The organism is Hymenobacter sp. HSC-4F20, assembly GCF_019599275.1.
GTDB lineage: Bacteria > Bacteroidota > Bacteroidia > Cytophagales > Hymenobacteraceae > Hymenobacter.
The window spans coordinates 2,200,229-2,222,586 of the sequence record NZ_JAHZTD010000001.1; the positions used below are offsets into that span (position 1 = coordinate 2,200,229).

Genomic DNA, 22,358 nt, shown 5'->3' on the forward strand with positions numbered 1-22,358 from the left:
CGACGCACCCAGTGCAAGTACTTTTGTAACTCTTCCGCGTTGCGCAGATTTTCCACCGTGTTATAGCGCCGAGCTAGCTCCCGGTTTGAGAGCAACAGATGCACGGTGCTGTGGCAGGGCTGGCACAATTCTACCACCGGCCCGTAGCGGCCCCCCTCTTCGCGGGGTACCAAATGATGGCGGGAGGTACGTTGCACTTCCCGCTCGCACAGCCCACACCGCACTTCCGTTACTAGTGGCCCTGGGAGGGGCCAGTCATGCTTTTTCTTGCGCATACGCACACGTTGCCAATTCAGCTTCCATTATAGAAACACTAGGCAGCAGGGGTGGTTCCTTATTATTTTACTAAAATAAAGGCCAAAATTCTGTTAGTCGTTTCAAATAACATTTATATTTGGTTGCGCCACAGCTGAGTATGCCCCCCGGAAACCGGCCGTTGGTTTGAGGTAGATTCTTTTTTGGCTCTTTCAAAGTTTTCACATCTTCAACGTTTTTCTATGCGCATTTCTACTCCTGCTTTTTCATTATCTCGGGTGCTGCGGGTAGCGGGTGTACTGCTGGCCCTAATGGTATTCTCCCCCTCCACTTCCCAGGCGCAAACCTGGCTGGTTTCCACCGATGCCTATGTGAAGCTCGGAGTGATGGATAAATTCGGCCAGTTGGGCGCCTACACGGCCAAGTTCGTGGTTATCAACCAGGAAACCGGCAAGGAGTATACCCTTTCCAAGCAAATTGCCAAGGGTCAGAACGGCATCGACGTCGTGTTTCCTTCCGAGGCTTCCGAAGCCGAGTATTTCAAAACGGACCGCGGTGAGGCGGCCCGCGCTACTCCCGGCCGCTACACCTGGGAGTGCCAGGTAAGCGGAAAAAAAGTAGTTGGCGGACGATTTAGTTTTTCGGAAGTCTCAAATGATGTTACTTTGCTAGGCAAGAACTGATTTACTCCTCTTCTCACCCACTCACTATAAGCGAAAGCCCGGTGTTGCAGCACCGGGCTTTTTTGTGCGCTTCAGCGGCCGCCAGCCGCTACCCAAGAAAGCAACTTCTGCGTACAAGCAGCCGGAGGCCAGCACGTAGCGGGCCGCCGCCTTTTACTGCTAGCCGTATGCCGAAAAAATCTTTTTCTGAGCTCATCAACAGCCCCGGCATGCCGGTACTGGTTGATTTTTACGCCGATTGGTGCGGCCCCTGCAAAACCATGGCTCCTATTTTGGAACAGGTTGCTGCCCAGCACCAGGGCAAAGTCAAAGTCATTAAAATTGACGTAGACCGAAACCAGGCCACAGCCCAGCAGTTCCGGGTGCAGAGTATCCCTACCCTGATTCTGTTTCATAAAGGCCAGCCCGTGTGGCGGCAAGCCGGTGTGGTGTCGGCCGCGCAGCTGGGCCAGGTGGTGCAGGGAGTGCTCGGCTAACCAACCGGCCTGCCCGGGCCGTAAACTTCCGGGCCGCTTCGGGCGTTGGGGAGGGAGTCCGTATTTTCGGGCTCTCATGTACAAGTAGCTCGAATGACGGTACGGTTTCTTCTTATAAGTATTCTGGTGAGCGTGAGCATACTGCTGCCCCAGTCCTTGCGGGCGCAGGTACGCTACACGCTTTCCGGGGTGGTGCGGGCCGCCGGCGGTGGCGGGGGTACTCTACCCGGCGCTACAGTGGCCGTGCCGGCCCTGGGCCTGGGCACCACCACCGCCGACGATGGTTCGTACTCGCTGCCTTTGCCCGCCGGCCGCCACAAGGTAGTCGCCTCCTTCCTCGGGTATCAGTCGCAGACCCGGGAGGTAAACCTCACCCGCGACCAGCGCCTGCCGTTTCAGCTAACGGAGGCCGGCAACGAGCTGGGGGAAGTGGTAATTGAGGGCTCTGGCACTTTGGAGCAAAAGCTGCAAACTACCCAGATGAGTGTGGAGCGCCTTTCGGCCCGGGAGGCCAAACTGCTGCCGGCCCTGTTCGGGGAAGTTGACATTCTCAAAACCTTGCAGCTCAAGCCCGGCGTGCAGAACGGCGGCGAAGGCACCAGCGGCTTGTTCGTGCGCGGCGGCTCTGCCGACCAGAACCTGGTGCTGCTCGACGACGCGCTGGTGTACAACCCCAGCCACCTGTTCGGGTTGTTTTCGGTGTTTAATTCCGATGCTGTGCAGTCGGTAGATTTATACAAGGGAGGGTTCCCGGCCCAGTACGGCGGTAGGCTTTCCTCGGTGGTGGACGTGAAGCTGCGGCCGGGCAACCCGGAGAAGTTTACTACCAGCGGCGGCATCGGCCTGATTTCCTCGCGCCTGACCCTGGAAGGGCCCATCCAGAAGGGCAAGGGCGCCTTTCTGGTATCGGGGCGGCGCACTTACTTCGATGTGTTCACCCGCCAGATTAACCGCCTCAACCAGGACGACCCCGATTACAACCCCATTCCGGACTACTACTTCTATGACTTCAACGCCAAGGCCAACTACAAACTCGGCAGCAAGGACGAGGTGTTCCTGACCGGGTACCTGGGCAACGACGTGTTCGGGTTTAACTCCCAGAACGGCTTTAACTTTGATTTCAACTGGGGCAATACGGTGGCCTCCCTGCGCTGGAACCACGTATTCAACTCGCGGCTGTTTCTGAACACGTCTGCTTCGCTTACCAAGTACCGCTACCAGATCAGCAACAAGCTCGACCAGTTCGGCTTCAATCTTTCTTCCGATATCCGGGACCTGACTCTGCGCTCCGACCTGGATTACACGCCCAACGACCGGCACGCTCTGCGCTTCGGCGCCACGGCTACGCACCACCGCTTCGGCACGGGCCGCCTGCAGGCCGACTCCCAGGACGGCAGCGTGAATTTTGGCTCCGACATTACTTACTTCGGCACCGAGGCTGGCCTCTACGCCTCCGACACCTACAAGCCCACCGACAAGCTGCAAGTAGAGTACGGTTTGCGCCTGTCGGGTTTCCGCTCGGGCTCCGATACCTACGGCGGCGTGGAGCCCCGCGCGGCGGTGCGCTACTCGCTTACGCCCAACCTCTCCCTGAAAGGAAGCTATGCCCTGATGTACCAGTACGTGCACTTGGTCACGAATACCGGCGCCTCCCTACCCACGGATATCTGGTACCCTTCGCGCCAGTCGGTGCTGCCGCAGCGCAGCCAGCAGGTGGCTGGTGGGGTTAGCTGGCTACTCGGCGACGGGCGCTACCTGCTCACCAACGAGGTGTACTACAAGTGGGCCCAGCGCCAGATTGACTTCAAAGACGGAGCCCAGCTGTTTGTGAACCCCGACCTGGACGCGGAGTTTCTCTTTGGCAAGGGCTGGGCGTACGGCGACGAGGTATACCTGGAGAAGAAGCAGGGCCGCACCACCGGCTGGATAGGCTATACTCTGGCCTGGACCAAGCGGCAGTTTCCGGCCCAGCGGGGCACCAACGGCATCAATAACGGTAACCCCTTTTACCCTACCTACGACCGGCGCCACAACCTGACGGTGGTGCTGCTGCACCAGGTCAACCAGCGCATTAACCTTACGGGCTCGTTCGTATTCACTTCCGGAGCCGCTACTACCCTGCCATTGGCTCGCTTCGCGTTTCAGGACACCCCCGGTTCCAACTCTGGCGTGGTGCCCATCTACCCGGAGCGCAACACCTACCGCCTGGCGCCCTACAACCGCCTGGATCTGGGCCTAGTGTACAAGCTCAAGCCTATTCGCCGGAGCGGCGAGTCGGACCTGACGTTCAGCGTGTACAACGCCTACAACCGTCGTAACCCCTACTTCGTGTACTTCGACCAGGTGAAAGACAAGGCCACCAACACCGTGACCAATTACCGCGCCCGGCAGGTCTCCCTGTTCCCGGTTATCCCGTCGGTAACGTACAACTTTAAATTCTGAGCGCGGATTATGCGGATAACGTGGATTTGGCGGATTCTGGTGACGATGACGCCCACCCCAGGCGGTTGGGCAGCGGTAGCGGGCGGGGTAGTGGCCGGGCTCTTAAGCAGCTGCGGCCTGCAGAAAGATATTGACGTGGAGCTGCCGGCCTACCCGGCCCAGCTGGTGATAGAAGCCTACCTTGAAAACGGCCGGCTGCCGCGAGTGGCTGTGTCCGAATCCGTGCCGTACCTGGCCGAGCCCCAGGCGCAGGTGCCCACCGACGTTACGGTGGTGCTAACCCGGCCCAACGGCACCCGCGATACGCTGCGCTACGCTCCCGGCGTCAACATGAACACTGATAAGGCATACACCCACAGCGGCCGCGCACGGCTCACGGCCCGTCCCGGCGACGTGTTTCAGCTGGAGGCGTATGATACCCGCGGCCGGCGGGTGACGGGCTCGGCCACCATGCCGGCGCTAGTGCCCATTGACAGTATCCGCTGGCAGTTCAACAATGAGCCCGTGGAGCGCCGCCAAGCCTACCTCACGGTGAAGTTTCAGGATCCGGCCGGCACCACTGACTACTACCGCTTCCAGGTGCACAAGCGCAGCATCGCCCACGACTCGGAAGTGGAGTACACCCTGGAGGACCGCCTGAACAACGGGCAGGCCATCACCCTGGGTACTTCCTACGAGTTCAAAGCCAACGATACGCTCTTCGTCACGCTCTACCACCTCGACCGGCCCTACTACCAGTTTCTGCAGTCGGTGCAGGATGCACGCAATGCCAACGGTAATCCGTTCGCTCAGCCCTCAGCGGTCCGGAGTACTGTAACGGGTGGAGTAGGCATTTTTACGGTGCTAAGCTACCAGCGGCAGCGGGTGATTTTGAAGTAATTTTTGCATGGCCTCGGTGGCATGCAACCTATTTACCAGAGTCTGCTATCTTATGGTTACTACCGCCCAAAACCTTCTATTAGTACTTCTATTTCCCTATGAGAACATTTGTACGTGTGGCTGCCCTGTTGGGCATTGTAGCAGGTGTTGGTACTGGCTTGAGCAGCTGTAACCACTCCGACCCACTTCAAGAGCCTCTTTGCGGCTGTACTCCGCCCCCTAAGGGGCCGGTTACCGCTGCTGCCTTAACAGCAACCACCACTTGGTGGCTCAACGAAGTATACAGCGCTGGGCAAGTAACCCGTACCGACGCCATTACGGACCGGTTTTCCATGCAGTTTAAGCCCGACGGCACCTACATTCAAACCCTGCTAGCCGATGGCACGGAATACCGGGGCACCTGGATGTTGATGGGCACGGATAACCGCACCTTGCACCTTACCGACCATAAAGGCAGTTCACAGGAGCTTACCGTTGAAGGTGTAAACGCAGAGACACTGGGTTACGGTCGCACCGGTAAAAACGGCCAGCAGGAGTACTTGCTCTTCAGGAACACCCGGTTGTAATTTTCACTTACTCATCTACACAAAAAAGGCCCTGGCATCATCTGCCAGGGCCTTTTTTGGTGCTGCCTATATATTATGGGCTACAGCTTTTCCAGCACCCGGCGCAGCAGGGCCGTGAGGCGGGGCTCGGCCACGGCGGCGGTGCGCAGGATGTCGGCAATGTCCACCTTTTTGAGCTTGCCCGGCGCGCACAGGTCGGTAATGACGGATACGGCCAGCACCGGCAGGTTCATGTGCACGGCGGCAATAACCTCCGGCACCGTGCTCATGCCCACGGCATCGGCCCCGATGGTGCGCAGGTAGCGGTACTCGGCGGGGGTTTCGAGCATGGGACCGGGTAGGGAGGCGTACACTCCGCGCCGCAGGTACTGACCTAAGCCTAGTTCCTGAGCGGCTTCCGCGGCCACTTGCAGCAGGCCCAGGTCGTAGGGCTCCATCATGTCGGGGAAGCGCGGGCCCAGCTCGTCGAGGTTTTTGCCGATGAGCGGGTTGGTAGGCTGCAGGTTGATGTGGTCCTCCAGCAGCATCAGGTCGGAGTAGTCGTAGTCGGGGTTAAGGCCGCCGCTGGCGTTGCTCACAAACAGGCGCTGAATCCCGAGCAGCTTCATCACCCGCACCGGAAACACCACCTGTTCCATGGTGTAGCCCTCGTAGTAGTGGAAACGGCCGCGCATCACCAGCACCCGCTTGCCGGCCAGCGTACCGGCCAGCAGCTCGCCCGCGTGGCTTTCTACCGTCGAGACTGGAAAATGCGGAATATCGGCGTAGCTGAAGCGGTGCGCTACCTCTACTTCCTTGGCCAATGCCCCCAGGCCAGTACCGAGGATGATGCCCGCTTCGGGTTGGAAGGCTTGGAGCGTTTGGCGGAGGTAGGCGGCGGCTTCGTGGAGTTCGTGCATGGGCTAGAAGTTGTCAGGTTTTACTTACCTGCTGTCAGGTGCTGGTTGGCAGTTGAGCGTTCTTAGATAGTCTTAACCGCAAGGTTTGTAAAAAGTCTGTCATCCGTAGCAGGGCGAAGGACCTTATCAGGCTGAAACAAGACTCGTTGGTACGACTTGTTCTGGCCTGATAAGGTCCTTCGCTCTGCTCCGGATGACAGGTGGGGTAGCCGATCAGCGACTAACAATCATCAGGTGCTTACTGCACGTTCACCTCGAACGGCATCCGCATCTGAGCGCCTTTCATTTCTGAGAGCTTCTTGTACTGCTGGTACATGGGGTACATGGGGCCCATTTCTTCGCGTACCATGCGCAGTTTGGCTTCCTCGGAGAACGAGCTGAACAGGTTTTCGGCGAAGGATTTTTGGCGGGGTAGCTTCTGGATGCGGTAGTCGCCGTCCTTGAGGTTAGCGCGGCGCGCGGCTATGCGCAAGGCATCGTCGTAGGACCCCAGCACGTCCACGAGGCCGCGGGCCTTGGCTTCCGTGCCCGACCACACCCGGCCCGAGGCCAGGCGGCGCAGGCGCTCTACCGGCATGCGGCGGCCCTGGGCGGCTTTGGTGGTGAAGTCGGCGTAGATGCGGTTGATTTCGGCCTGGAACTGGCTTTGCTCGAAGGGCGTGAGGGCGCGGGTGATGGTGGGGAAGTCGGAGAACTTGCCGGTGGTCACGCGGTCCGTCGTTACGCCAATTTTGTCGCGCAGGAAGGGCTCAATGTTCGGCAGCACGCCAAACACCCCGATGCTGCCCGTGATGGTGGTCGGGTGCGCCACAATCGTGTCGCAGCCCATGGCAATGAAGTAGCCGCCCGAAGCCGCCACGTCCGACATGCTGGCAATAATGGGCTTCACTTTCTTGGTCAGCATCACCTCGCGGTAGATGATGTCGGAAGCCAGCGAGGAGCCGCCGGGCGAGTTGATGCGCAGCACTACGGCCTTCACCTTCTTATCCAAGCGGGCTTTGCGGATGGCCTCGGCGAAGCGGGTGCTCCCGATGCTTTCGTTGCCGCCCTTGCCCGTCACGATGTCGCCTTCGGCGTACACTACGGCAATGCGGTTGCCGCTGGTGCTGCCTTCCTCGTCCTCATCGTCAGCCTTTTCGTAGTCGGAAAGCTCAATTAGGCTAAGCTTGTCGTCTTTCTCTACCCCCAGCTTGCCCTTCATGTAGTCGGTAGCCTGGTCGTAGTAGCCCAGGTCGGTCACCAGCCCGAGGCGCTTGGCGTCGTCGGCGTTGTGCACCAGCATAGAGTCGGAAATCACCTTGAGGCGGGCCGGCGCGATTTTACGGGCGGCGGCTACCTCAGCCAGCATGGCATTGTTCAGGGAGTTCAGGAACGACGAAGTTTGCAGGCGAGCCGAATCCGACATGTTGGTGCGGAAATACGGCTCCACGGCGCTCTTGAACGAGCCTACCCGGAAAATCTGGGCCTGCACGCCCAGCTTATCGAACAGGTTTTTGTAGTACATCGTCTCGGAGCTGAGGCCGTTGAACTCCAGCGTGCCCTGGGGGTTCAGGTAAATCTTGTCGGCCACGGAAGCGAGGTAGTAGCTTTTCTCCGACTGCGCATCGGTGTAGCTCACCACAAACTTGCCCGACTTCTTGAAGTCCAGCAGCGCGTTACGGATTTCCTCCATGGAAGCCATGCCGCCCTGCACCAGCTCCAGGTTCAGGAAAATGCCCTTGATGTCGCCGTCCCCTTTGGCGCGGCGGATGGCGGCTTTCAGCTCATCGAGGCCGATAGCACTGCTCTGCCCACCCGTAAAGCCTGACAGTGGGTTCTGGAACTCCCGTTCGGCAATGGGCTTATCGAGTTTCAGCTCCAGCACCGAGTTGCTGGCTACAGTGACTTCCTTATCGGAAGAAGCGGCGGCCGCAATAAGGGCTACCAGCAGTACTACCCCTACCAGGGCAAAGAGCACGAGGCCGGTGAGAGTCGCCAGCACGTACTTAAAAAATTGTCTCATCGTGAAGGAAAGAATAAGTCAGGTTCGGTCCTGAAACAAAAGTATCGGCTTTTCCTCCCCCGTTCCGGCTATTCAACCAACGGGCGGTTTTAGGGCGGGAACGGGGGTAGTGAGGGGGTGATGAGGTGAAGTGGTGAGGTTGTGTCATTGCGAGCATGTGGCGCATCAAGCCAGTGTCGAAGCAATCCGTCCTGGACGATGTGCTACCCCAAAAGATGTGACAAGCCCTTTCAGCACAGGCGGCAAGGGCTTGCCACGTTGGTAAACAGGTCACAAAAGAGAGGAAGGATTGCTTCGTCGTGCCTCCTCGCAATGACAGGCCTTTTTTCTACTTACCTCATTACCATTCACTTCATCACCTTAATACCCATACTTCTCGCCCCACAAGTGCCGTAGGCGCTCCTGGGCTTTGGCTTCGGCGGGGTTGTGGCCGGGGTGGTAGAACACGCGGCCGCTGAGCTGTTCGGGCAGGAACTCCTGGTAGGCGAAGTTGCCTTCGTAGTCGTGGGAGTACATGTATTGGTTGCCGTAGCCGAGCTCCTCCATGAGCTTGGTGGGCGCGTTGCGCAGGGCAATAGGCACGGGCTGCACGCCCTGCTGGCGCACCAGGGCCCGCGCCTCCCGAATGGCTTTGTAGCTGGCGTTGCTCTTGGGCGAGGTAGCCAGGTACACCACCGTCTGGCCCAGAATAATATCCGATTCTGGCATGCCGATGACCGTTACGGCCTGGAAGCAGCTTTGGGCCAGCATGAGGGCGTTGGGGTTGGCTAGCCCGACGTCTTCGGAGGCTAGAATGAGCAGGCGGCGGGCAATAAACTTCACATCCTCGCCACCTTCCAGCATCACGGCCAGGTAGTACAGGGCCGCGTTGGGGTCGGAGCCGCGGATGCTTTTGATGAAGGCCGAAATGACATCGTAGTGCATTTCGCCGCCCTTGTCGTAGCGGGCGAGGTGCTGCTGGGCCAGCTGCTGCACGGCCTCGTCGGTGATGACGATTTCGCCGGTTTCGGGGGTAGGGCGGCTGGCTTCCACCACAATTTCCAGCAGGTTCAGCAGCTTGCGCGCGTCGCCGCCCGAAATGGTAAGCAGGGCGTTGTAGTCCTGCACGCGCACCTTTTTCTGCTTTAGAATTTCGTCTTCGGCCAGGGCTTTGTCTACGAGGCTGGTCAGCACGTCTTTGCCCAAGGGCTCCAGCACGTACACCTGAGCCCGGCTCAGCACAGCCGGAATAACCTCGAACGATGGGTTTTCGGTGGTGGCCCCAATCAGCGTGACGACGCCCTGTTCCACGGCCCCGAGCAGCGCATCCTGCTGGCTTTTGCTGAAGCGGTGAATTTCATCAATAAACAACACGGTACCGCGCTGTTTGCGGGCCCGCTCAATCACCTCGCGCACATCTTTCACGCCGGCATTGATAGCCGACAGCGCCGCGAAGGGCAACCCTAACTCCTGGGCCAGCAGGTTAGCCAGCGTGGTTTTCCCTACCCCCGGCGGGCCCCAGAGAATAAGCGAGGGTAGGCGGCCGGCATTGAGGTAGCGCCGCAACACGCCCTCAGGCCCGATGAGGTGCTGCTGCCCGGCGTACTCCTGCAGGGTGCGGGGGCGCATGCGTTCGGCCAGCGGGGCGCCGGGGCGAGGCAGGTTCGGCTGGGCGGAGGGGGTAGGGTCAGAATCGAAAAGGGAGCCGGTGGCCATAGGAAAGGAAGCTCAAATGAAAGGGCGCAGCACGGAACTACGGATGATACCCCACCCCGCAGTAGGGCCGGTTAGAAGATGCCGCCGGGCATGAGGTGGGTTAACAAAGGTAACTACGGCACTTAGCGGTTTTGCGCTGCGGTGGCGCTGCGGACTGCTACCTTCGCGGCCGGATGAAGAACTCGTTGAAAGTACACGCGGCCCTGTTTGTGGTGGCCCTGATTTACGCCGCCAACTACAGCATTTCCAAAGATGTGATGCCGCGTTACATGGGGCCCTTTGGGCTGGTGCTGCTGCGCGTAGTAGGCGCTACCGTTTTCTTCGGCGTCCTCAGTCGCCTAGTAGCGCCCCAGGACCGGATTCAGGGCCGCGCCGACCAGCTGCGGGCGGTGGCCTGCGGGGTGCTGGGCATCGGCCTTAACCAGCTGTTGTTTTTCTCGGGCCTGAACCTGACTTCACCCATTAACGCCTCCCTGATTCAGACCATTGCGCCGGTAGTAACGGTGCTGGCCTCGGCGGCGCTGCTGGGCGAAAAGCTGACCCTACCCCGGCTGCTAGGCATAGGGCTGGCGGGGGTAGGTGCGGCCAGCATCATTTTGAGCCGGGGGCCGGTGGCAGCAGGCGGGCAAGATGGCTTTTTGGGCAACCTCTACATCCTGCTGAATGCCACGGCCTTCGGTATTTATCTGGTGCTGGTGATGCCGCTCATGCGCAAGTACCACCCGTTTACGGTGCTGGCCCGCATTTTTCTGGTGGGTGCCGTGCTGGCCGTGCCCGCCGGCTGGCAGCAGGTACAAGCCGCCGACTATGCCAGCTTCCCAACGGGTATTTGGGTGGCTATTGCCTACATGGTCATCTGCCTGACCATCCTGGCCTATCTGCTGAATAACTGGGCCCTGAAATACGCCTCGCCTTCCTTGCTGGGCGCTTACATCTATCTGCAGCCGGCCCTGGCCGTACTCATTGCGGTGGCGGCGGGAAAGGATACGCTCACGTTATCCAAAGCTCTGCAAGCCCTATTGATTTTTGCCGGTGTTTTCCTGGTGAGCCGCAAGTCCCGGCAGCCCCAGCCCGCGCCGATTCCGCTGGAGGCCGTGCAGGATTAATTAACGGGGTAGCAACTAGCGTGCAGCTCCTCCTTAACTGTCATTCCGCGCATCAAGCGGAGCGAGGAATCTGGTTCAATCTGTAAAAGGATGAACCCAGATTCCTCCTGCGTCGGAATGACAACATAGCTTTTGGGAGGACCACGTGGCGGGTACAGGTTTGCTGAATGTCTGGGGGTAGCGCAGCACCGGCCACTCTTTCTTTGCGTACTAGATTCTTTTGGCTGCCGGGCGCAGCCCACGGCTTGGTTTGGCCGGTGTATTCTGCTATTCGCTCTGCTGCACGCTGTTCATGATTCAGCCCTCCCCCTCTCCTACCCCCGCTGCCACGCCGGAGGCTCCACCCACCCTCTGGACGCCTTTTACCTACTCCTTATTCCGGGCTATCTGGATTGCCTCCGTGGTATCGAATATTGGTACCTGGATGCAGAACGTGGCGGGCGTGTGGCTGGTCACTACCCTTACCTCCTCGGCCTTACTGGTGGCCCTGATGCAGACGGCTACCAGCCTACCTGCCTTTCTGCTGAGCATGCCCGCCGGCGCCATTGCCGACCTTATCGACCGGCGCCGGTTGCTGCTGTTCACGCAGGGCTTCATGGCTGTGGTGGCCTTGCTGCTGGGCATACTGACCTTACTAGGCGAAATTTCCGCCTTTGGGGTGCTGGCTTTCACGTTTCTGCTGGGCCTTGGCGCGGCCATTAACGCGCCGGTCTGGCAGACGGTAACCATTGAGCTGGTGCCCCGGCGGGTGCTGGGCTTTGCCATTACGCTCAATGGAGTCAGCAACAACATTGCCCGGGCTATTGGGCCAGCGGTGGGCGGGGCTATTATTGCGTATTACTCGCCGGGCTGGGTGTTTTTGGTGAATGCCGTGTCGTTTCTGGGCACGTTTGGGGTCATTTACGCCTGGAAGCGGGAAGCGGAAGTTACCAGCGGCCCGGCCGAGAATTTCATGGGTGCCTTGCGGGCGGGAATGCGCTACGTGCAGTACTCGCCGGCCATTTATGCGGTGTTGGTGCGCACGTTTGCGTTTGCCTTCGGGGCCAGCGCCATGTGGGGGCTGCTGTCGGTAGTGACGGCCCGGCGCCTGCACCTTAGTTCTGGTACCTACGGGGTGCTGCTGTCCTGGCTGGGCGCGGGCGCCATTACCGGCGCCTTCCTGATGGGGCGGGCAGGTAATCGGCTCACCTATAACCAGCGCGTGCTCATTGGTTCGGCGGTTTTTGTGGGTACCAACGTGGCGTTGGCCCTGGTGCCTTCGGTGTACTGGCTCTATCCGGTAATGTTTGTTTCCGGCATTGCCTGGCTGATGACCATGACCAGCTTTAGTACCACCGTGCAACTGCACGTGCCCAAGTGGGTGCAGGCCCGGGTAGTGAGCATGTACATGCTGGTGTTTCAGGCGGGCTTATCGTTGGGCAGTATTGTGTGGGGCGAGCTGGCCGACCGCACCACCCTGGAAACGGCCCTGCTGGCTACGGCCGCCTGGATGCTGCTGAGCTTGTTGCTGGCCCTGCCCTTCCCCATGCGCTCAGCCGAAGGCCTCAACCTGGAGCCCGCCGAGCACTGGCCTACCCCCAGGATGGGCAGCAACGTGGACCCCGACGATGGGCCGGTAGTAGTGATGATAGAATACGAGGTAGCGCTGGCCGATCAGCCCGCTTTCCGGGTGGCAGCTGAGCAGCTCACCCGTCTGCGCCTGCGCGATGGTTCGTTGCGGGCCGGTGTGTTCACCGACATTGCCCAACCCACGCGCATCACCGAGTTTTTCTACGTAGCCACTTGGGGGGAGCACGAGCGACAGCACCACCGCTTTACGGTAGAGGATAAAGCTATTGAAGCCCGCGTCCGGCAGTTTCACGCCGGGCCGGAGCCGCCGCGGGTTACGCACTTCTTAGCCTTCCCTCACTCCACCAACGTGGAAGTGCCTACCTCCTACGAAACCATGGAAGGCCCCCAGTAAATGGGTAGCCGGAGTTTGCCAGGGGTTGCGTAGTATTAAGCCGGTTAATTTGGTTAGCCAGCCCCCGCCTTTATCCCACGTTCTGAAATCCACCATGAAAGCACTGCTGCTCCTTTCCCTGCTTATGGCCCCTACGCTACCCGTAGCCATGGCACAAACCAAGAAAACGACGGCTTCCAGCGCCGGTACGCCCCAGGTAAAAATAGCCAATGGCACCCTCGAAGGCACTGCCACCGCGGCCGGTATCCGTATGTTTAAGGGCGTGCCGTTTGCCGCCCCACCGGTGGGTGAGCTGCGGTGGAGAGAACCCCAACCCGTGCAAAACTGGACCGGGGTACGCGCCGCCAAACAGTTTGGCCCGCGCGCTATGCAGCTGCCCGTGTTTGGCGACATGAATTTCCGCTCCAATGGTGTGAGCGAAGACTGCCTTTACCTGAACGTCTGGACGCCGGCCAAATCGGCAAGCGAAAAGCTGCCCGTGCTGGTGTATTTCTACGGCGGCGGCTTTATTGCCGGCGACGGCTCGGAGCCCCGCTACGATGGCGAGAGTATGGCCCGCCGCGGCATCGTGGCCGTAACTGTGAACTACCGCCTGGGCGTGTTCGGCTTCATGGCGCACCCCGAGCTAACGAAGGAGTCGCCGAACCACGCCTCTGGCAACTATGGCTTCCTCGACCAAAGCGCCGCCCTGCGCTGGGTGCAACAAAACATTGCGGCCTTCGGCGGCGACCCGCAAAAGGTAACCGTAGCCGGTGAATCGGCGGGCTCCATGTCGGTTAGCGCCCAGATGGCTTCGCCCCTTTCCAAAACCCTGTTTGCCCGCGCCATTGGCGAAAGTGGCTCGATGCTGAACACGGGCTTCGGACCCGTAACTCAAACCGAAGGTGAGCAGGCGGGGGTGGCGTTTGCCACCAGCCTCGGGGCCTCTACGCTGACGGCGCTGCGGGCTCTGCCGGCGCAGCAGCTGCTCGAAGCAGCGGGCAAGCCCGGTACCCCGCGCTTCGCCCCAACCCTGGACAACTACTTCTTCACCCAGAAACCCGCGGCCACTTTTGCGGCTGGTCAGCAGGCGCGGGTGCCGCTGCTGGTGGGCTGGAACTCCCAGGAAATGGGCTACCAGGCCTTGCTGGGCCAACAGCCGCCTACCCCCGAAAACTTCCGCCAGGCCGTGCAAAAGCTCTACGGCGACCAGGCCGAAACCGTCCTGAAGCTCTACCCCGCCGCTACCCCCGAGCAGGCTGAGCAAGCTGCCACCGACCTGGCCGGCGACCGGTTTATCAGCTACAGCACCTGGAAGTGGGCCGACGCGCACGCCCAAACCGGCGGGCAGCCCGTGTACCGCTACATCTATGCCCGGCCGCGCCCGGCCATGGTCCCCGAAATGGGCAACGCCACTACGGGCCTGGCTGGTGGGGTAGTAAAGCAGTCGGCCGCGGCCCCACCCGCGCCGCCGGCCCGGGGGGCCGTGCACTCCGCCGAAATTGAGTACGCCCTGGGCAACCTGCCCGGTAACAAGGTGTTTGCCTGGACCCCGGAGGACTACAAAGTATCGGAGACGATGCAGAGCTACTTCGCCAACTTCATTAAAACCGGCAACCCCAACGGGAAGGGCCTACCTACCTGGCCAGCCACTACCCCCGGCCAGGCCTCGCAACTGCTGCGCCTCAACGTAACTACCAAGGCCGAGCCTGAGCAGCACCGCGCCCGCTACCTCTTCCTCGATCAGCAAGCCAGCAAATAGCACCGCGAAGCTACTTTTCGGCAACGCGCCGGGCTTGTGGGCGTACATCCTACCAAGCTAGTCCGGGAAGCGAACAGGCTGCTTTGTGTCGGCCGTTAGCTTGCCTGGGCCATCCGTGGTACCTCCTAAACTTTGCCCTATGAAAATGAAAGCTTCCCCCGTCTGGATTGGAGCCCTGGTAGCTGGTGGCACGGCGGCCTTTTACTTTTGGCAGAAGAAAGACGCCCCCAAAGCCAGTCAGCCGGGTACTGATGCGTTGGCCAATGGCGCTGCTCCTGCCGCCTCGGCCAGCACGGCGGCCCCCTCTTCTACCTCCAGCTTCCGCACCCCCACCGCCGCAAACGGCCATGTGCGCGACGTAAGCGCCACCGACCTGCCCGCCCCGGATACCGGTACCAATTTCACGGTTCAAGGCGACGTGCACGAGCCCAGCAGCAACGGGTAATCTAGTCAGGCGGCCTGTACGGCTTGCTTTTTCTTTCCACCTCATATCAAAGAAGCCGGGCAGTGTTGCCCGGCTTCTTTGGTTTACCCTGGAGCTGCCTTAGCCGAAAAAACGCTTATTCGGCTACCTTTTATATCTGCTTGCTACTATATAATTCTTGTTTTGGCTGGCAACCCAGAACTTTGTACACCCGCTATCCGCACCGGAATCTGCTACCCTCCTCTTTCGCGCAAACCCTACCCGTGGACGCCCCGGAAACCCGCAAAATCATTCACCTCGACATGGATGCCTTCTATGCCTCGGTGGAGCAGCGCGATAATCCCGTGCTGCGCGGCAAGCCCGTGGCCGTGGGCGGCTCCCGGCAGCGGGGTGTGGTAGCGGCGGCCAGCTACGAGGCGCGGCAGTTTGGGGTGCGCTCGGCCATGCCTTCCAGCACGGCCCTGCGCAAGTGCCCGGAGCTGCTATTCGTGAAGCCCCGCTTCGAGGTGTACAAAGAGGTTTCGCGCCAGATCCGGGCCATTTTCGCTGAGTACACGCCCCTGATTGAGCCGCTTTCCCTGGACGAGGCCTACCTCGACGTGACGGAAAACCTGAAGGGTATTGCGCTGGCCACGCAGGTAGCGCGGGAGATTCGGGCCCGCATCTTTCAGCAAACTCAGCTCACGGCCTCGGCGGGCATTTCCTACAATAAGTTTTTGGCCAAGCTGGCATCCGACTACCGCAAGCCTAACGGGCAGTTCGTGATTCGGCCCGACCAGGGCATGGCCTTCGTGGAAAAGCTCGGGGTAGGCGAATTTCACGGCATCGGGCCAGCTACGGCCGCGCGGCTGAATAACCTCGGCATCTTCACCGGCCTCGATTTGCGCCAGCAGACGGAGGCTTTTCTGCGCCAGCACTTCGGCAAGGCCGGCTCCCACTACTACCTCATTGCCCGCGCCCAGGACCACCGCCCCGTAGTGGCCGACCGCCTGCGCAAATCCATCGGCTCCGAAACCACTTTCGAGCAAGACTTGCTGACGTGGGAAGAGCTTGTTGCCGGCCTGCAACCGTGCATTGAATCGGTGTGGCAGCATTGCCAGCGCACGGGGGTGCGGGGGCGCACGGTCACGCTTAAAGTTAAGTACGCCGACTTTCAGCAAATCACCCGCAGCCGCACCTTATTCGGGCTGGTTCCTACCCCCGAAGCATTTGCCCAACTCAGCCACGAGCTCCTGACCGGCATTCAGCCCGTCAGCAAAGGCATCCGGCTCCTGGGCGTGTCGCTTTCCAACCTGGAAACGCCGGAAGAAGCCGTAGGTAAGCAACTGGCCCTGCTGCTATAAACGCAAAACCGCCCCGACTTGGTAGCCGGGGCGGTTTCAGTGGAAAGCAAGCCGCCTTATTTCGGGTCAGCTTTCACTTTCGACTTTTTCTTTTTGTCCTTCATTTTTACATCTGAAGGCTTGGTCGTCGTGGGGCTCATGGTGCCCGACGTGCTCGACTGGGTTTCTACCGTAGTGGTGGTAGAAGCGGGGGTAGTCGTGGTTTGGTTGATAGTCGAACCCGAGGTAGTGCCCTGCATGGGCTGAGTGGGCTGCGTCTGAATAGTGGTGCTCTGCGCGGGCTGCGAAGTCGTGGTGGTCGTGGTGCTGGTGTTGGTCTGCGCGTTGGCAGCCGTCACGCCAGCGGCAAACACAGCGGCAATGGCAAGTAGCTTTTTCATAGCAGGTACATGGGGAGAGTGAAACTTAAAAGCCAACCGCACGGCCGGCTTCTGACAGCCTTTAACGAAGCTCGCCCGGGAATGTTGTAATCACCCCCGATTTTGTCCTACTTTCTGCCTTCACGCACCGCTGAGCCACGAAAAAAAGCAGCTACTTCAGCAACTCGTGCAGCACCGTTTGCATCGAAAACACCCGGTTACCGGCCTCCTGAATTACCAGGGAGTTGGGCGAGTCCAGAATGGCATCCGACACTTCCACGTTGCGGCGCACCGGTAGGCAGTGCAGAAACTTGGCATCGTGGGTGCTGGTCATGTGCTCGGGCGTGAGCATCCACGAGGGGTCGTTGCTAAGTACCTGGCCGTACTCCTTGTAGCTGCTCCAGTTCTTGGCCTGCACGAAGTCGGCGCCTTCCAGGGCCTTTTGCTGGTTGTACTCAATGCGGGCGCCCTTCGTGAACTTAGGGTCCAACTCGTAGCCTTCGGGGTGGGTTATCACGAAATCCACCCAGTCCACTTCCGAGAACCAGTCGGCAAAAGAATTAGGCACGCACTGGGGCAAGGCGCGCACGTGCGGGGCCCAGGTCAAGACCACCTTCACGCGCTCCTTCTGCTTGTGCTCCGCCACCGTAATCAGGTCAGCAAACGACTGCAACGGGTGCAGGGTGGCGCTTTCCAGGCTGATAACCGGTACGGTAGCGTACTTCAGAATCTTATTGAAGACTTCTTCGCTGTAGTCGGCCTCCCGGTCCTTGAGCGTGGGGAAGGTGCGCACGCCCAGCACGTCGCAGTACTGGCTCATCACGGCAATGGCTTCCTTGATGTGCTCCTGGGTGCCCCCGTTCATCACTGCGCCATCGGCCATTTCCAGCGTCCAGGAATCGGCGCCGGCGTTGAGCACCCAGGCTTGCGCCCCGAGGTTATAGGCCGCCTTAATGGAGCTCAGGCGGGTGCGCAGGCTGGGGTTAAAGAAAATCAGCCCGACGGTCTTGTTACGGCCCAGGTGCTGGTAGCCAAAGGGGTTCTGCTTAATCTCCAGCGCCTGTTGCAGCAGGGCGCGGTAGTCGGGTACGTCGGCGAACGAGGTGAATTTTTTCATGGAGTACGGGTAGCGCGAAATGCTCGGGCTACGTGATTACGGTTTTAGCAGCAGTTTGTCCAGCAGGCGCTCCAGGGCTTTATCCCCGCCCGGCGCGTAAATGATGCCGTGGGAGCCCGTGGGCTGCGCTTCCAGCTGCCAGCCGGGCGCTTCCGCCCGGTGCTCGTTGTAGGTGGCCATTACGTTTTTGTAGCGGAACAAGCTGTCGTTTTGCGCGTGCAGCGAATAAAACGGCTGCTGGCCCAGCCGCCGGAAATCAATCGGGCCGATGTCCAGCCGGGGCCGGGCCGATACAGTGTAGTAGCCGGCAAACAGCTCCGGGTGATGGTCGGCAAACCAGAAGGTGGCCGTGCCGCCGTTCGAAAACCCGCCCAGGTACACCTGCTTGTCGTTGATGTGGTAGTGCTGCTTGGTTTCGCCCAGCACCTTCACCACGGCCTCGAAGGCGACGGGCTGATTTGCCCAGCCGAAGGTTTTGCGGCCAAACGGGAACAGCACCAACGCCTGATACTTCTCGGCCAGCTTGAAGATGGCTTCGTCGACGAAATCCGGGTCCTTGTATTCGAAGTTCTTTAGGCTCACCACGCCCCCGTGCAAGTACACAATCAGGCGCGTAGCCACCTTGGGATTGTACGATTTGGGCACGTACACCACGTAAGGCAGCCGCACGGTATCGACCTGCGTGAAGTAGAGCGCGTGCCCTGGAGTCGGGTGCGCAAACCCTTTGCGGCCCCTCGTCGGCACTGCTTTGGCGGTAGTCATTTGCACCCAGCGCGTTTCCACCTGCCGAATACTGTCGGCACGGGAGAGTTTTTGGGCCTGTACAGGCACCCGGGCGGAGCTCAGCAGTGCTAGCAGGAATACAGCTAATCGGACAAGGTTCATCGTTTGCAATTGGCCTACTTATCGTTTGCTGCTACGAAGGTAAGGCGTTGCAGAACAGCCGAAAAAATTAGAACGCCATGCTGAGCGCAGCCGAAGCATCTCTACTGGGATCGTCCTCACGAGAGGAGGTACTATCAGTAGAGATGCTTCGACAAGCTCAGCATGACGGTCTTATGTACTACAAGCCTACTACTTGCCGGCTACATCGCCTTATACTCGTTCCAGCTCTTGATCTTCAGGTCCTTCATTTCCAGCTTGCAGAAGGCCTGGATGAAGGCTTTGGCCAAGCGGGCGTTAGTGAGCAGCGGGATGCCGAAGTCGATGGCGGTACGGCGAATTTTGTAGTCGTTGTCCAGCTCGCCCTTCGACAGGTTCTTCGGGATGTTGATGACCAGGTCGATCTTCTTCTCCTTGAGGTAGGTTAGCACGTTGGGCTCCTGGTAGTCGTCGGGCCAGAACAGCAGGCTGCTGGGAATGCCGTTTTCGGCGAAGAAGCGGTGCGTACCCTGCGTGGCGTAGATGGTGTAGCCCTTCTTCACCAGTAACTCTACGGCCGCGAGCAACGCCACTTTCGACTTGATCGGCCCCCCGGAAATCAGTACCGACTGCTGCGGAATCTTGTAACCCACGCTCAGCATCGACTTCAGCAGGGCTTCCTCGGCGGTGTCGCCCAGGCAGCCTACCTCGCCGGTGCTCACCATGTCTACGCGCAGCACGGGGTCGGCGCCGGGCAGGCGGGTGAACGAGAACTGCGGGGCTTTCACGCCCACGAAGGGCAGGTCGTACACCCGCTCACTCTCGTCGCGGGCCACTTTCTTGCCTAGTAGCACCTGCGTGGCCTTTTTGATCAGGTTATTGCCCGATACTTTCGACACGAAGGGGTAGCTGCGTGAGGCGCGGATGTTGCACTCAATCACCCGGATTTCACCGTTTTTATCCAGGAACTGGATGTTGAACGGCCCACTGATTTCGTAGCGCTTGGCAATCTTCTCGGCAATGGTTTTCAGCTTCCGGATCGTGCGCACGTACACCTTCTGGGGCGGGTAGTACATGGTAGCGTCGCCGGAGTGTACACCGGCAAACTCCACGTGCTCAGAAATGGCATAGCTCACGATTTCGCCCTTGTCGGCCACCGCGTCCAGCTCAATTTCCTTGGCATCCTGCATAAACTCCGATACCACTACCGGGTACTCGGCGCTTACCTCCACGGCAGCTTTCAGGAAGGCCTCCATCTCAAACGCGTTGGAAACCACGTTCATAGAAGCTCCCGACAGCACGTAGCTTGGCCGGATCAGCACGGGGTAGCCTACCTCCCCCACAAACTCAAACATGGCGTCCAGAGAGGTCAGCTCCTTCCAGCGGGGCTGAGCAATGCCCAGCTCATCCATGATGCTCGAGAACTTGTGGCGGTTCTCAGCCTCGTCAATGCGGGCCGGAGCCGTACCTAAAATGGGGGCCTTGGCATCGGCCAGACGGGTAGCGAGGTTGTTTGGAATCTGGCCACCAGTAGAGAGAATGACACCCTCCGGCTGCTCAAACTCCAGAATGTCCATCACCCGCTCGAAGCTCAACTCCTCGAAGTACAGCCGGTCCGACACGTCGTAGTCGGTAGAAACAGTTTCGGGGTTGTAGTTGATGATGATGGTTTTGTAACCCTCTTCGGCGGCCGTCTGCACGGCATTCACGCCGCACCAGTCGAACTCCACGGAGCTACCGATGCGGTACACACCCGAGCCCAGCACCATAATAGACTTATCAGTTTCCGGCTGCAGGTCGTTCTCGGTGCCGTGGTAGGTGCTGTAGAGGTAGTTGGTTTTGGCCGGGAATTCAGCCGCCAGCGTGTCAATCTGCTTGATGACGGGTAGTACGCCCAGGGCCTTGCGGCGGGCACGCACCAGCAGCTCGTCGGCTTTCACGTCGCCTTGGCCCAGCAGCTTCACCGCAATTTGCTGGTCCGAAAAACCGGCTTTTTTGACCTCGCGCAGTAGGCCAGTTTCCAGAGCATCGACGCCGCTACCGCGCTTAGCAGCTAGCTGGTTGCTCAGCTCGAAAATGGTGTACAGACGCTGCAGGAACCAGTGGTCAATCTTGGTCAGATCGTGCACTTGATTCAGGGTATAGCCAGCCTCAAACGCCAGGTTAATGGCGAAGATGCGCTCCTCGTTCGGCTCGCTCAGCAGCTTGTCGATGGTCGCATTGTCCACCTCCTCGGGCTTGTTGGCCACGAAGCCGCGCTTGCCGGTGTCCAGCATGCGTAGGCCCTTCTGAATAGCTTCCTCGAAGGATTTGCCAATGGCCATCACCTCGCCCACGCTCTTCATGGCCGAGCCAATCTGCCGGTTCACACCTTCAAATTTGCCTAGGTCCCAGCGCGGCAGCTTTACTACCACGTAGTCCAAGGCCGGCTCGAAGAAGGCCGAAGTAGTCTGCGTCACGCTGTTTTTCAGCTCCGACAAAGAGTAGCCCAGGCTCAGCTTGGCCGCTACAAAGGCCAGCGGGTATCCCGTAGCCTTGGAAGCTAGTGCCGAGGAGCGCGACAAACGGGCATTCACCTCAATCACGCGGTAGTCCTCCGACACGGGGTCGAGGGCGTACTGAATGTTACACTCACCTACAATGCCGAGGTGGCGGATGGTTTTGATGCCGATGCTGCGCAGCTTATGGTACTCGCGGTTGCTCAAGGTCTGCGACGGAGCTACCACGATGCTCTCCCCGGTGTGGATGCCGATGGGGTCGAAGTTCTCCATGTTGCAGACCGTGATGCAGTTGTCGTACTGGTCGCGTACCACTTCGTACTCCACTTCCTTCCAGCCCTTCAGCGACTCTTCCACCAGAATCTGGTCAGAAGTCGTGAAGGATTTCTGGACGAGGGCCCGTAGTTCGTCCATGTTATTGGCGAAACCACTACCTAGGCCACCCAGCGCAAACGCCGCCCGCACGATGATGGGGAAACCGATTTTCTCGGCCGCGGCCACCGCATCTTCCATGGTCGTTACGGCCACGCTGCGGGCCGAAAGCACCCCAATCTGGTCGAGCTTCTCCTTGAAAATGTCCCGGTCCTCAGTGTCGATGATGCTTTGCACGGGCGTGCCCAGCACCTTCACGTTGTACTTCTCAAACACGCCAGCACGGAACAGGGCCACGGCGCAGTTCAGGGCCGTCTGGCCACCAAACGCTACCAGAATACCATCGGGCTGCTCCTTCTTGATGACTTCCTCCACGAAGTAGGGCGTCACAGGCAGGAAATACACGTCGTCGGCAATGTTATCCGACGTCTGTACGGTGGCGATGTTGGGGTTGATGAGGATGGTGCGGATGCCTTCCTCCTTTAGCGCCTTGAGGGCCTGGGAGCCGGAGTAGTCGAACTCACCGGCCTCGCCAATTTTCAGCGCGCCGGAACCGAGGATGAGAACTTTCTGTGGTTTTTCCATTCTAGGGGTTAGGGTAACAGGCCGCTGGTGCGGTCATGTTAAAAGGCAGTCGTGCTAGGCCGGCTACAGCCGGTGGTTTATGTGGTAGAGTA

At 59.7% G+C, this 22,358-nt stretch carries 17 protein-coding genes; 10 read left to right on the forward strand and 7 right to left on the reverse strand.

Annotated features, from left to right (window positions below; all coding sequences use genetic code 11):
* Positions 1–497 precede the first annotated feature (497 nt).
* The 5 genes from K3G63_RS09370 to K3G63_RS09390 all read left to right on the forward strand — a co-directional run bounded on the left by K3G63_RS09370 (position 498) and on the right by K3G63_RS09390 (position 5,301).
* On the forward strand, positions 498–938 hold the full coding sequence (locus K3G63_RS09370) for a hypothetical protein (RefSeq protein WP_220613770.1): 441 nt from the start codon (positions 498–500) through the stop codon (positions 936–938).
* A 167-nt stretch (positions 939–1,105) separates the two neighbouring features.
* Positions 1,106–1,414: a thioredoxin gene (gene trxA / locus K3G63_RS09375; protein ID WP_220613771.1), complete on the forward strand. Its 309-nt coding sequence runs from the start codon at positions 1,106–1,108 to the stop codon at positions 1,412–1,414.
* A gap of 93 nt (positions 1,415–1,507) precedes the next feature.
* Positions 1,508–3,856 (forward strand): TonB-dependent receptor, encoded by a 2,349-nt coding sequence (locus K3G63_RS09380; RefSeq protein WP_220613772.1) that lies wholly within the window; start codon positions 1,508–1,510, stop codon positions 3,854–3,856.
* 45 nt (positions 3,857–3,901) lie between these two features.
* Positions 3,902–4,735 (forward strand): DUF4249 domain-containing protein, encoded by an 834-nt coding sequence (locus K3G63_RS09385; protein WP_220613773.1) that lies wholly within the window; start codon positions 3,902–3,904, stop codon positions 4,733–4,735.
* Positions 4,736–4,833: 98 nt separating this feature from the next.
* A complete protein-coding gene (locus K3G63_RS09390; protein ID WP_220613774.1) occupies positions 4,834–5,301 on the forward strand; it encodes a hypothetical protein in 468 nt (155 codons plus the stop codon).
* Positions 5,302–5,381: 80 nt separating this feature from the next.
* Here the strand turns inward: K3G63_RS09390 and K3G63_RS09395 are convergent, their stop codons facing one another.
* From K3G63_RS09395 to K3G63_RS09405, 3 genes are all read right to left on the reverse strand, one after another.
* A complete protein-coding gene (locus K3G63_RS09395) occupies positions 5,382–6,200 on the reverse strand; it encodes a purine-nucleoside phosphorylase (protein WP_220613775.1) in 819 nt (272 codons plus the stop codon).
* A gap of 238 nt (positions 6,201–6,438) precedes the next feature.
* Complete coding sequence (sppA, locus tag K3G63_RS09400) at positions 6,439–8,202, reverse strand: signal peptide peptidase SppA (protein ID WP_220613776.1); 1,764 nt, start codon at positions 8,200–8,202, stop codon at positions 6,439–6,441.
* A gap of 360 nt (positions 8,203–8,562) precedes the next feature.
* Positions 8,563–9,897 (reverse strand): replication-associated recombination protein A, encoded by a 1,335-nt coding sequence (locus K3G63_RS09405; RefSeq protein ID WP_220613777.1) that lies wholly within the window; start codon positions 9,895–9,897, stop codon positions 8,563–8,565.
* 173 nt (positions 9,898–10,070) lie between these two features.
* Between K3G63_RS09405 and K3G63_RS09410 the strand changes: the two genes are divergently transcribed.
* The 5 genes from K3G63_RS09410 to dinB all read left to right on the forward strand — a co-directional run bounded on the left by K3G63_RS09410 (position 10,071) and on the right by dinB (position 16,474).
* Entirely contained in the window at positions 10,071–11,003 is a 933-nt protein-coding gene (locus K3G63_RS09410; protein ID WP_220613778.1) for a DMT family transporter, read from the forward strand.
* 292 nt (positions 11,004–11,295) lie between these two features.
* Entirely contained in the window at positions 11,296–12,966 is a 1,671-nt protein-coding gene (locus tag K3G63_RS09415; protein ID WP_220613779.1) for an MFS transporter, read from the forward strand.
* Positions 12,967–13,060: 94 nt separating this feature from the next.
* On the forward strand, positions 13,061–14,707 hold the full coding sequence (locus K3G63_RS09420; RefSeq protein ID WP_220613780.1) for a carboxylesterase/lipase family protein: 1,647 nt from the start codon (positions 13,061–13,063) through the stop codon (positions 14,705–14,707).
* A gap of 139 nt (positions 14,708–14,846) precedes the next feature.
* Positions 14,847–15,152, forward strand: a complete 306-nt coding sequence (locus tag K3G63_RS09425) for a hypothetical protein (RefSeq protein ID WP_220613781.1) — start codon at positions 14,847–14,849, stop codon at positions 15,150–15,152.
* 242 nt (positions 15,153–15,394) lie between these two features.
* Positions 15,395–16,474 carry a DNA polymerase IV gene (dinB, locus tag K3G63_RS09430; RefSeq protein ID WP_220613938.1) on the forward strand — a complete coding sequence of 360 codons (1,080 nt, stop codon included), beginning with the start codon at positions 15,395–15,397 and terminating at the stop codon, positions 16,472–16,474.
* Between the two features lie 56 nt (positions 16,475–16,530).
* Here dinB and K3G63_RS09435 read toward each other — a convergent pair whose 3' ends face one another.
* From K3G63_RS09435 to carB, 4 genes are all read right to left on the reverse strand, one after another.
* Positions 16,531–16,854: a hypothetical protein gene (locus tag K3G63_RS09435; protein WP_220613782.1), complete on the reverse strand. Its 324-nt coding sequence runs from the start codon at positions 16,852–16,854 to the stop codon at positions 16,531–16,533.
* Between the two features lie 151 nt (positions 16,855–17,005).
* A complete protein-coding gene (locus tag K3G63_RS09440; RefSeq protein WP_220613783.1) occupies positions 17,006–17,950 on the reverse strand; it encodes an N-acetylornithine carbamoyltransferase in 945 nt (314 codons plus the stop codon).
* A gap of 36 nt (positions 17,951–17,986) precedes the next feature.
* Complete coding sequence (locus K3G63_RS09445; protein WP_220613784.1) at positions 17,987–18,835, reverse strand: hypothetical protein; 849 nt, start codon at positions 18,833–18,835, stop codon at positions 17,987–17,989.
* Positions 18,836–19,035: 200 nt separating this feature from the next.
* Complete coding sequence (carB, locus tag K3G63_RS09450) at positions 19,036–22,266, reverse strand: carbamoyl-phosphate synthase (glutamine-hydrolyzing) large subunit (RefSeq protein WP_110979603.1); 3,231 nt, start codon at positions 22,264–22,266, stop codon at positions 19,036–19,038.
* Between the last annotated feature and the right edge of the window lie 92 nt (positions 22,267–22,358).

Bases quoted from the DNA above. Each gene is read 5' to 3' on its own strand.
- K3G63_RS09370 (WP_220613770.1), top strand. From the start codon at position 498: ATGCGCATTTCTACTCCTGCTTTTTCATTATCTCGGGTGCTGCGGGTA.
- trxA (WP_220613771.1), top strand. From the start codon at position 1,106: ATGCCGAAAAAATCTTTTTCTGAGCTCATCAACAGCCCCGGCATGCCG.
- K3G63_RS09380 (WP_220613772.1), top strand. From the start codon at position 1,508: ATGACGGTACGGTTTCTTCTTATAAGTATTCTGGTGAGCGTGAGCATA.
- K3G63_RS09385 (WP_220613773.1), top strand. From the start codon at position 3,902: ATGACGCCCACCCCAGGCGGTTGGGCAGCGGTAGCGGGCGGGGTAGTG.
- K3G63_RS09390 (WP_220613774.1), top strand. From the start codon at position 4,834: ATGAGAACATTTGTACGTGTGGCTGCCCTGTTGGGCATTGTAGCAGGT.
- K3G63_RS09395 (WP_220613775.1), bottom strand. From the start codon at position 6,200: ATGCACGAACTCCACGAAGCCGCCGCCTACCTCCGCCAAACGCTCCAA.
- sppA (WP_220613776.1), bottom strand. From the start codon at position 8,202: ATGAGACAATTTTTTAAGTACGTGCTGGCGACTCTCACCGGCCTCGTG.
- K3G63_RS09405 (WP_220613777.1), bottom strand. From the start codon at position 9,897: ATGGCCACCGGCTCCCTTTTCGATTCTGACCCTACCCCCTCCGCCCAG.
- K3G63_RS09410 (WP_220613778.1), top strand. From the start codon at position 10,071: ATGAAGAACTCGTTGAAAGTACACGCGGCCCTGTTTGTGGTGGCCCTG.
- K3G63_RS09415 (WP_220613779.1), top strand. From the start codon at position 11,296: ATGATTCAGCCCTCCCCCTCTCCTACCCCCGCTGCCACGCCGGAGGCT.
- K3G63_RS09420 (WP_220613780.1), top strand. From the start codon at position 13,061: ATGAAAGCACTGCTGCTCCTTTCCCTGCTTATGGCCCCTACGCTACCC.
- K3G63_RS09425 (WP_220613781.1), top strand. From the start codon at position 14,847: ATGAAAATGAAAGCTTCCCCCGTCTGGATTGGAGCCCTGGTAGCTGGT.
- K3G63_RS09435 (WP_220613782.1), bottom strand. From the start codon at position 16,854: ATGAAAAAGCTACTTGCCATTGCCGCTGTGTTTGCCGCTGGCGTGACG.
- K3G63_RS09440 (WP_220613783.1), bottom strand. From the start codon at position 17,950: ATGAAAAAATTCACCTCGTTCGCCGACGTACCCGACTACCGCGCCCTG.
- K3G63_RS09445 (WP_220613784.1), bottom strand. From the start codon at position 18,835: ATGAACCTTGTCCGATTAGCTGTATTCCTGCTAGCACTGCTGAGCTCC.
- carB (WP_110979603.1), bottom strand. From the start codon at position 22,266: ATGGAAAAACCACAGAAAGTTCTCATCCTCGGTTCCGGCGCGCTGAAA.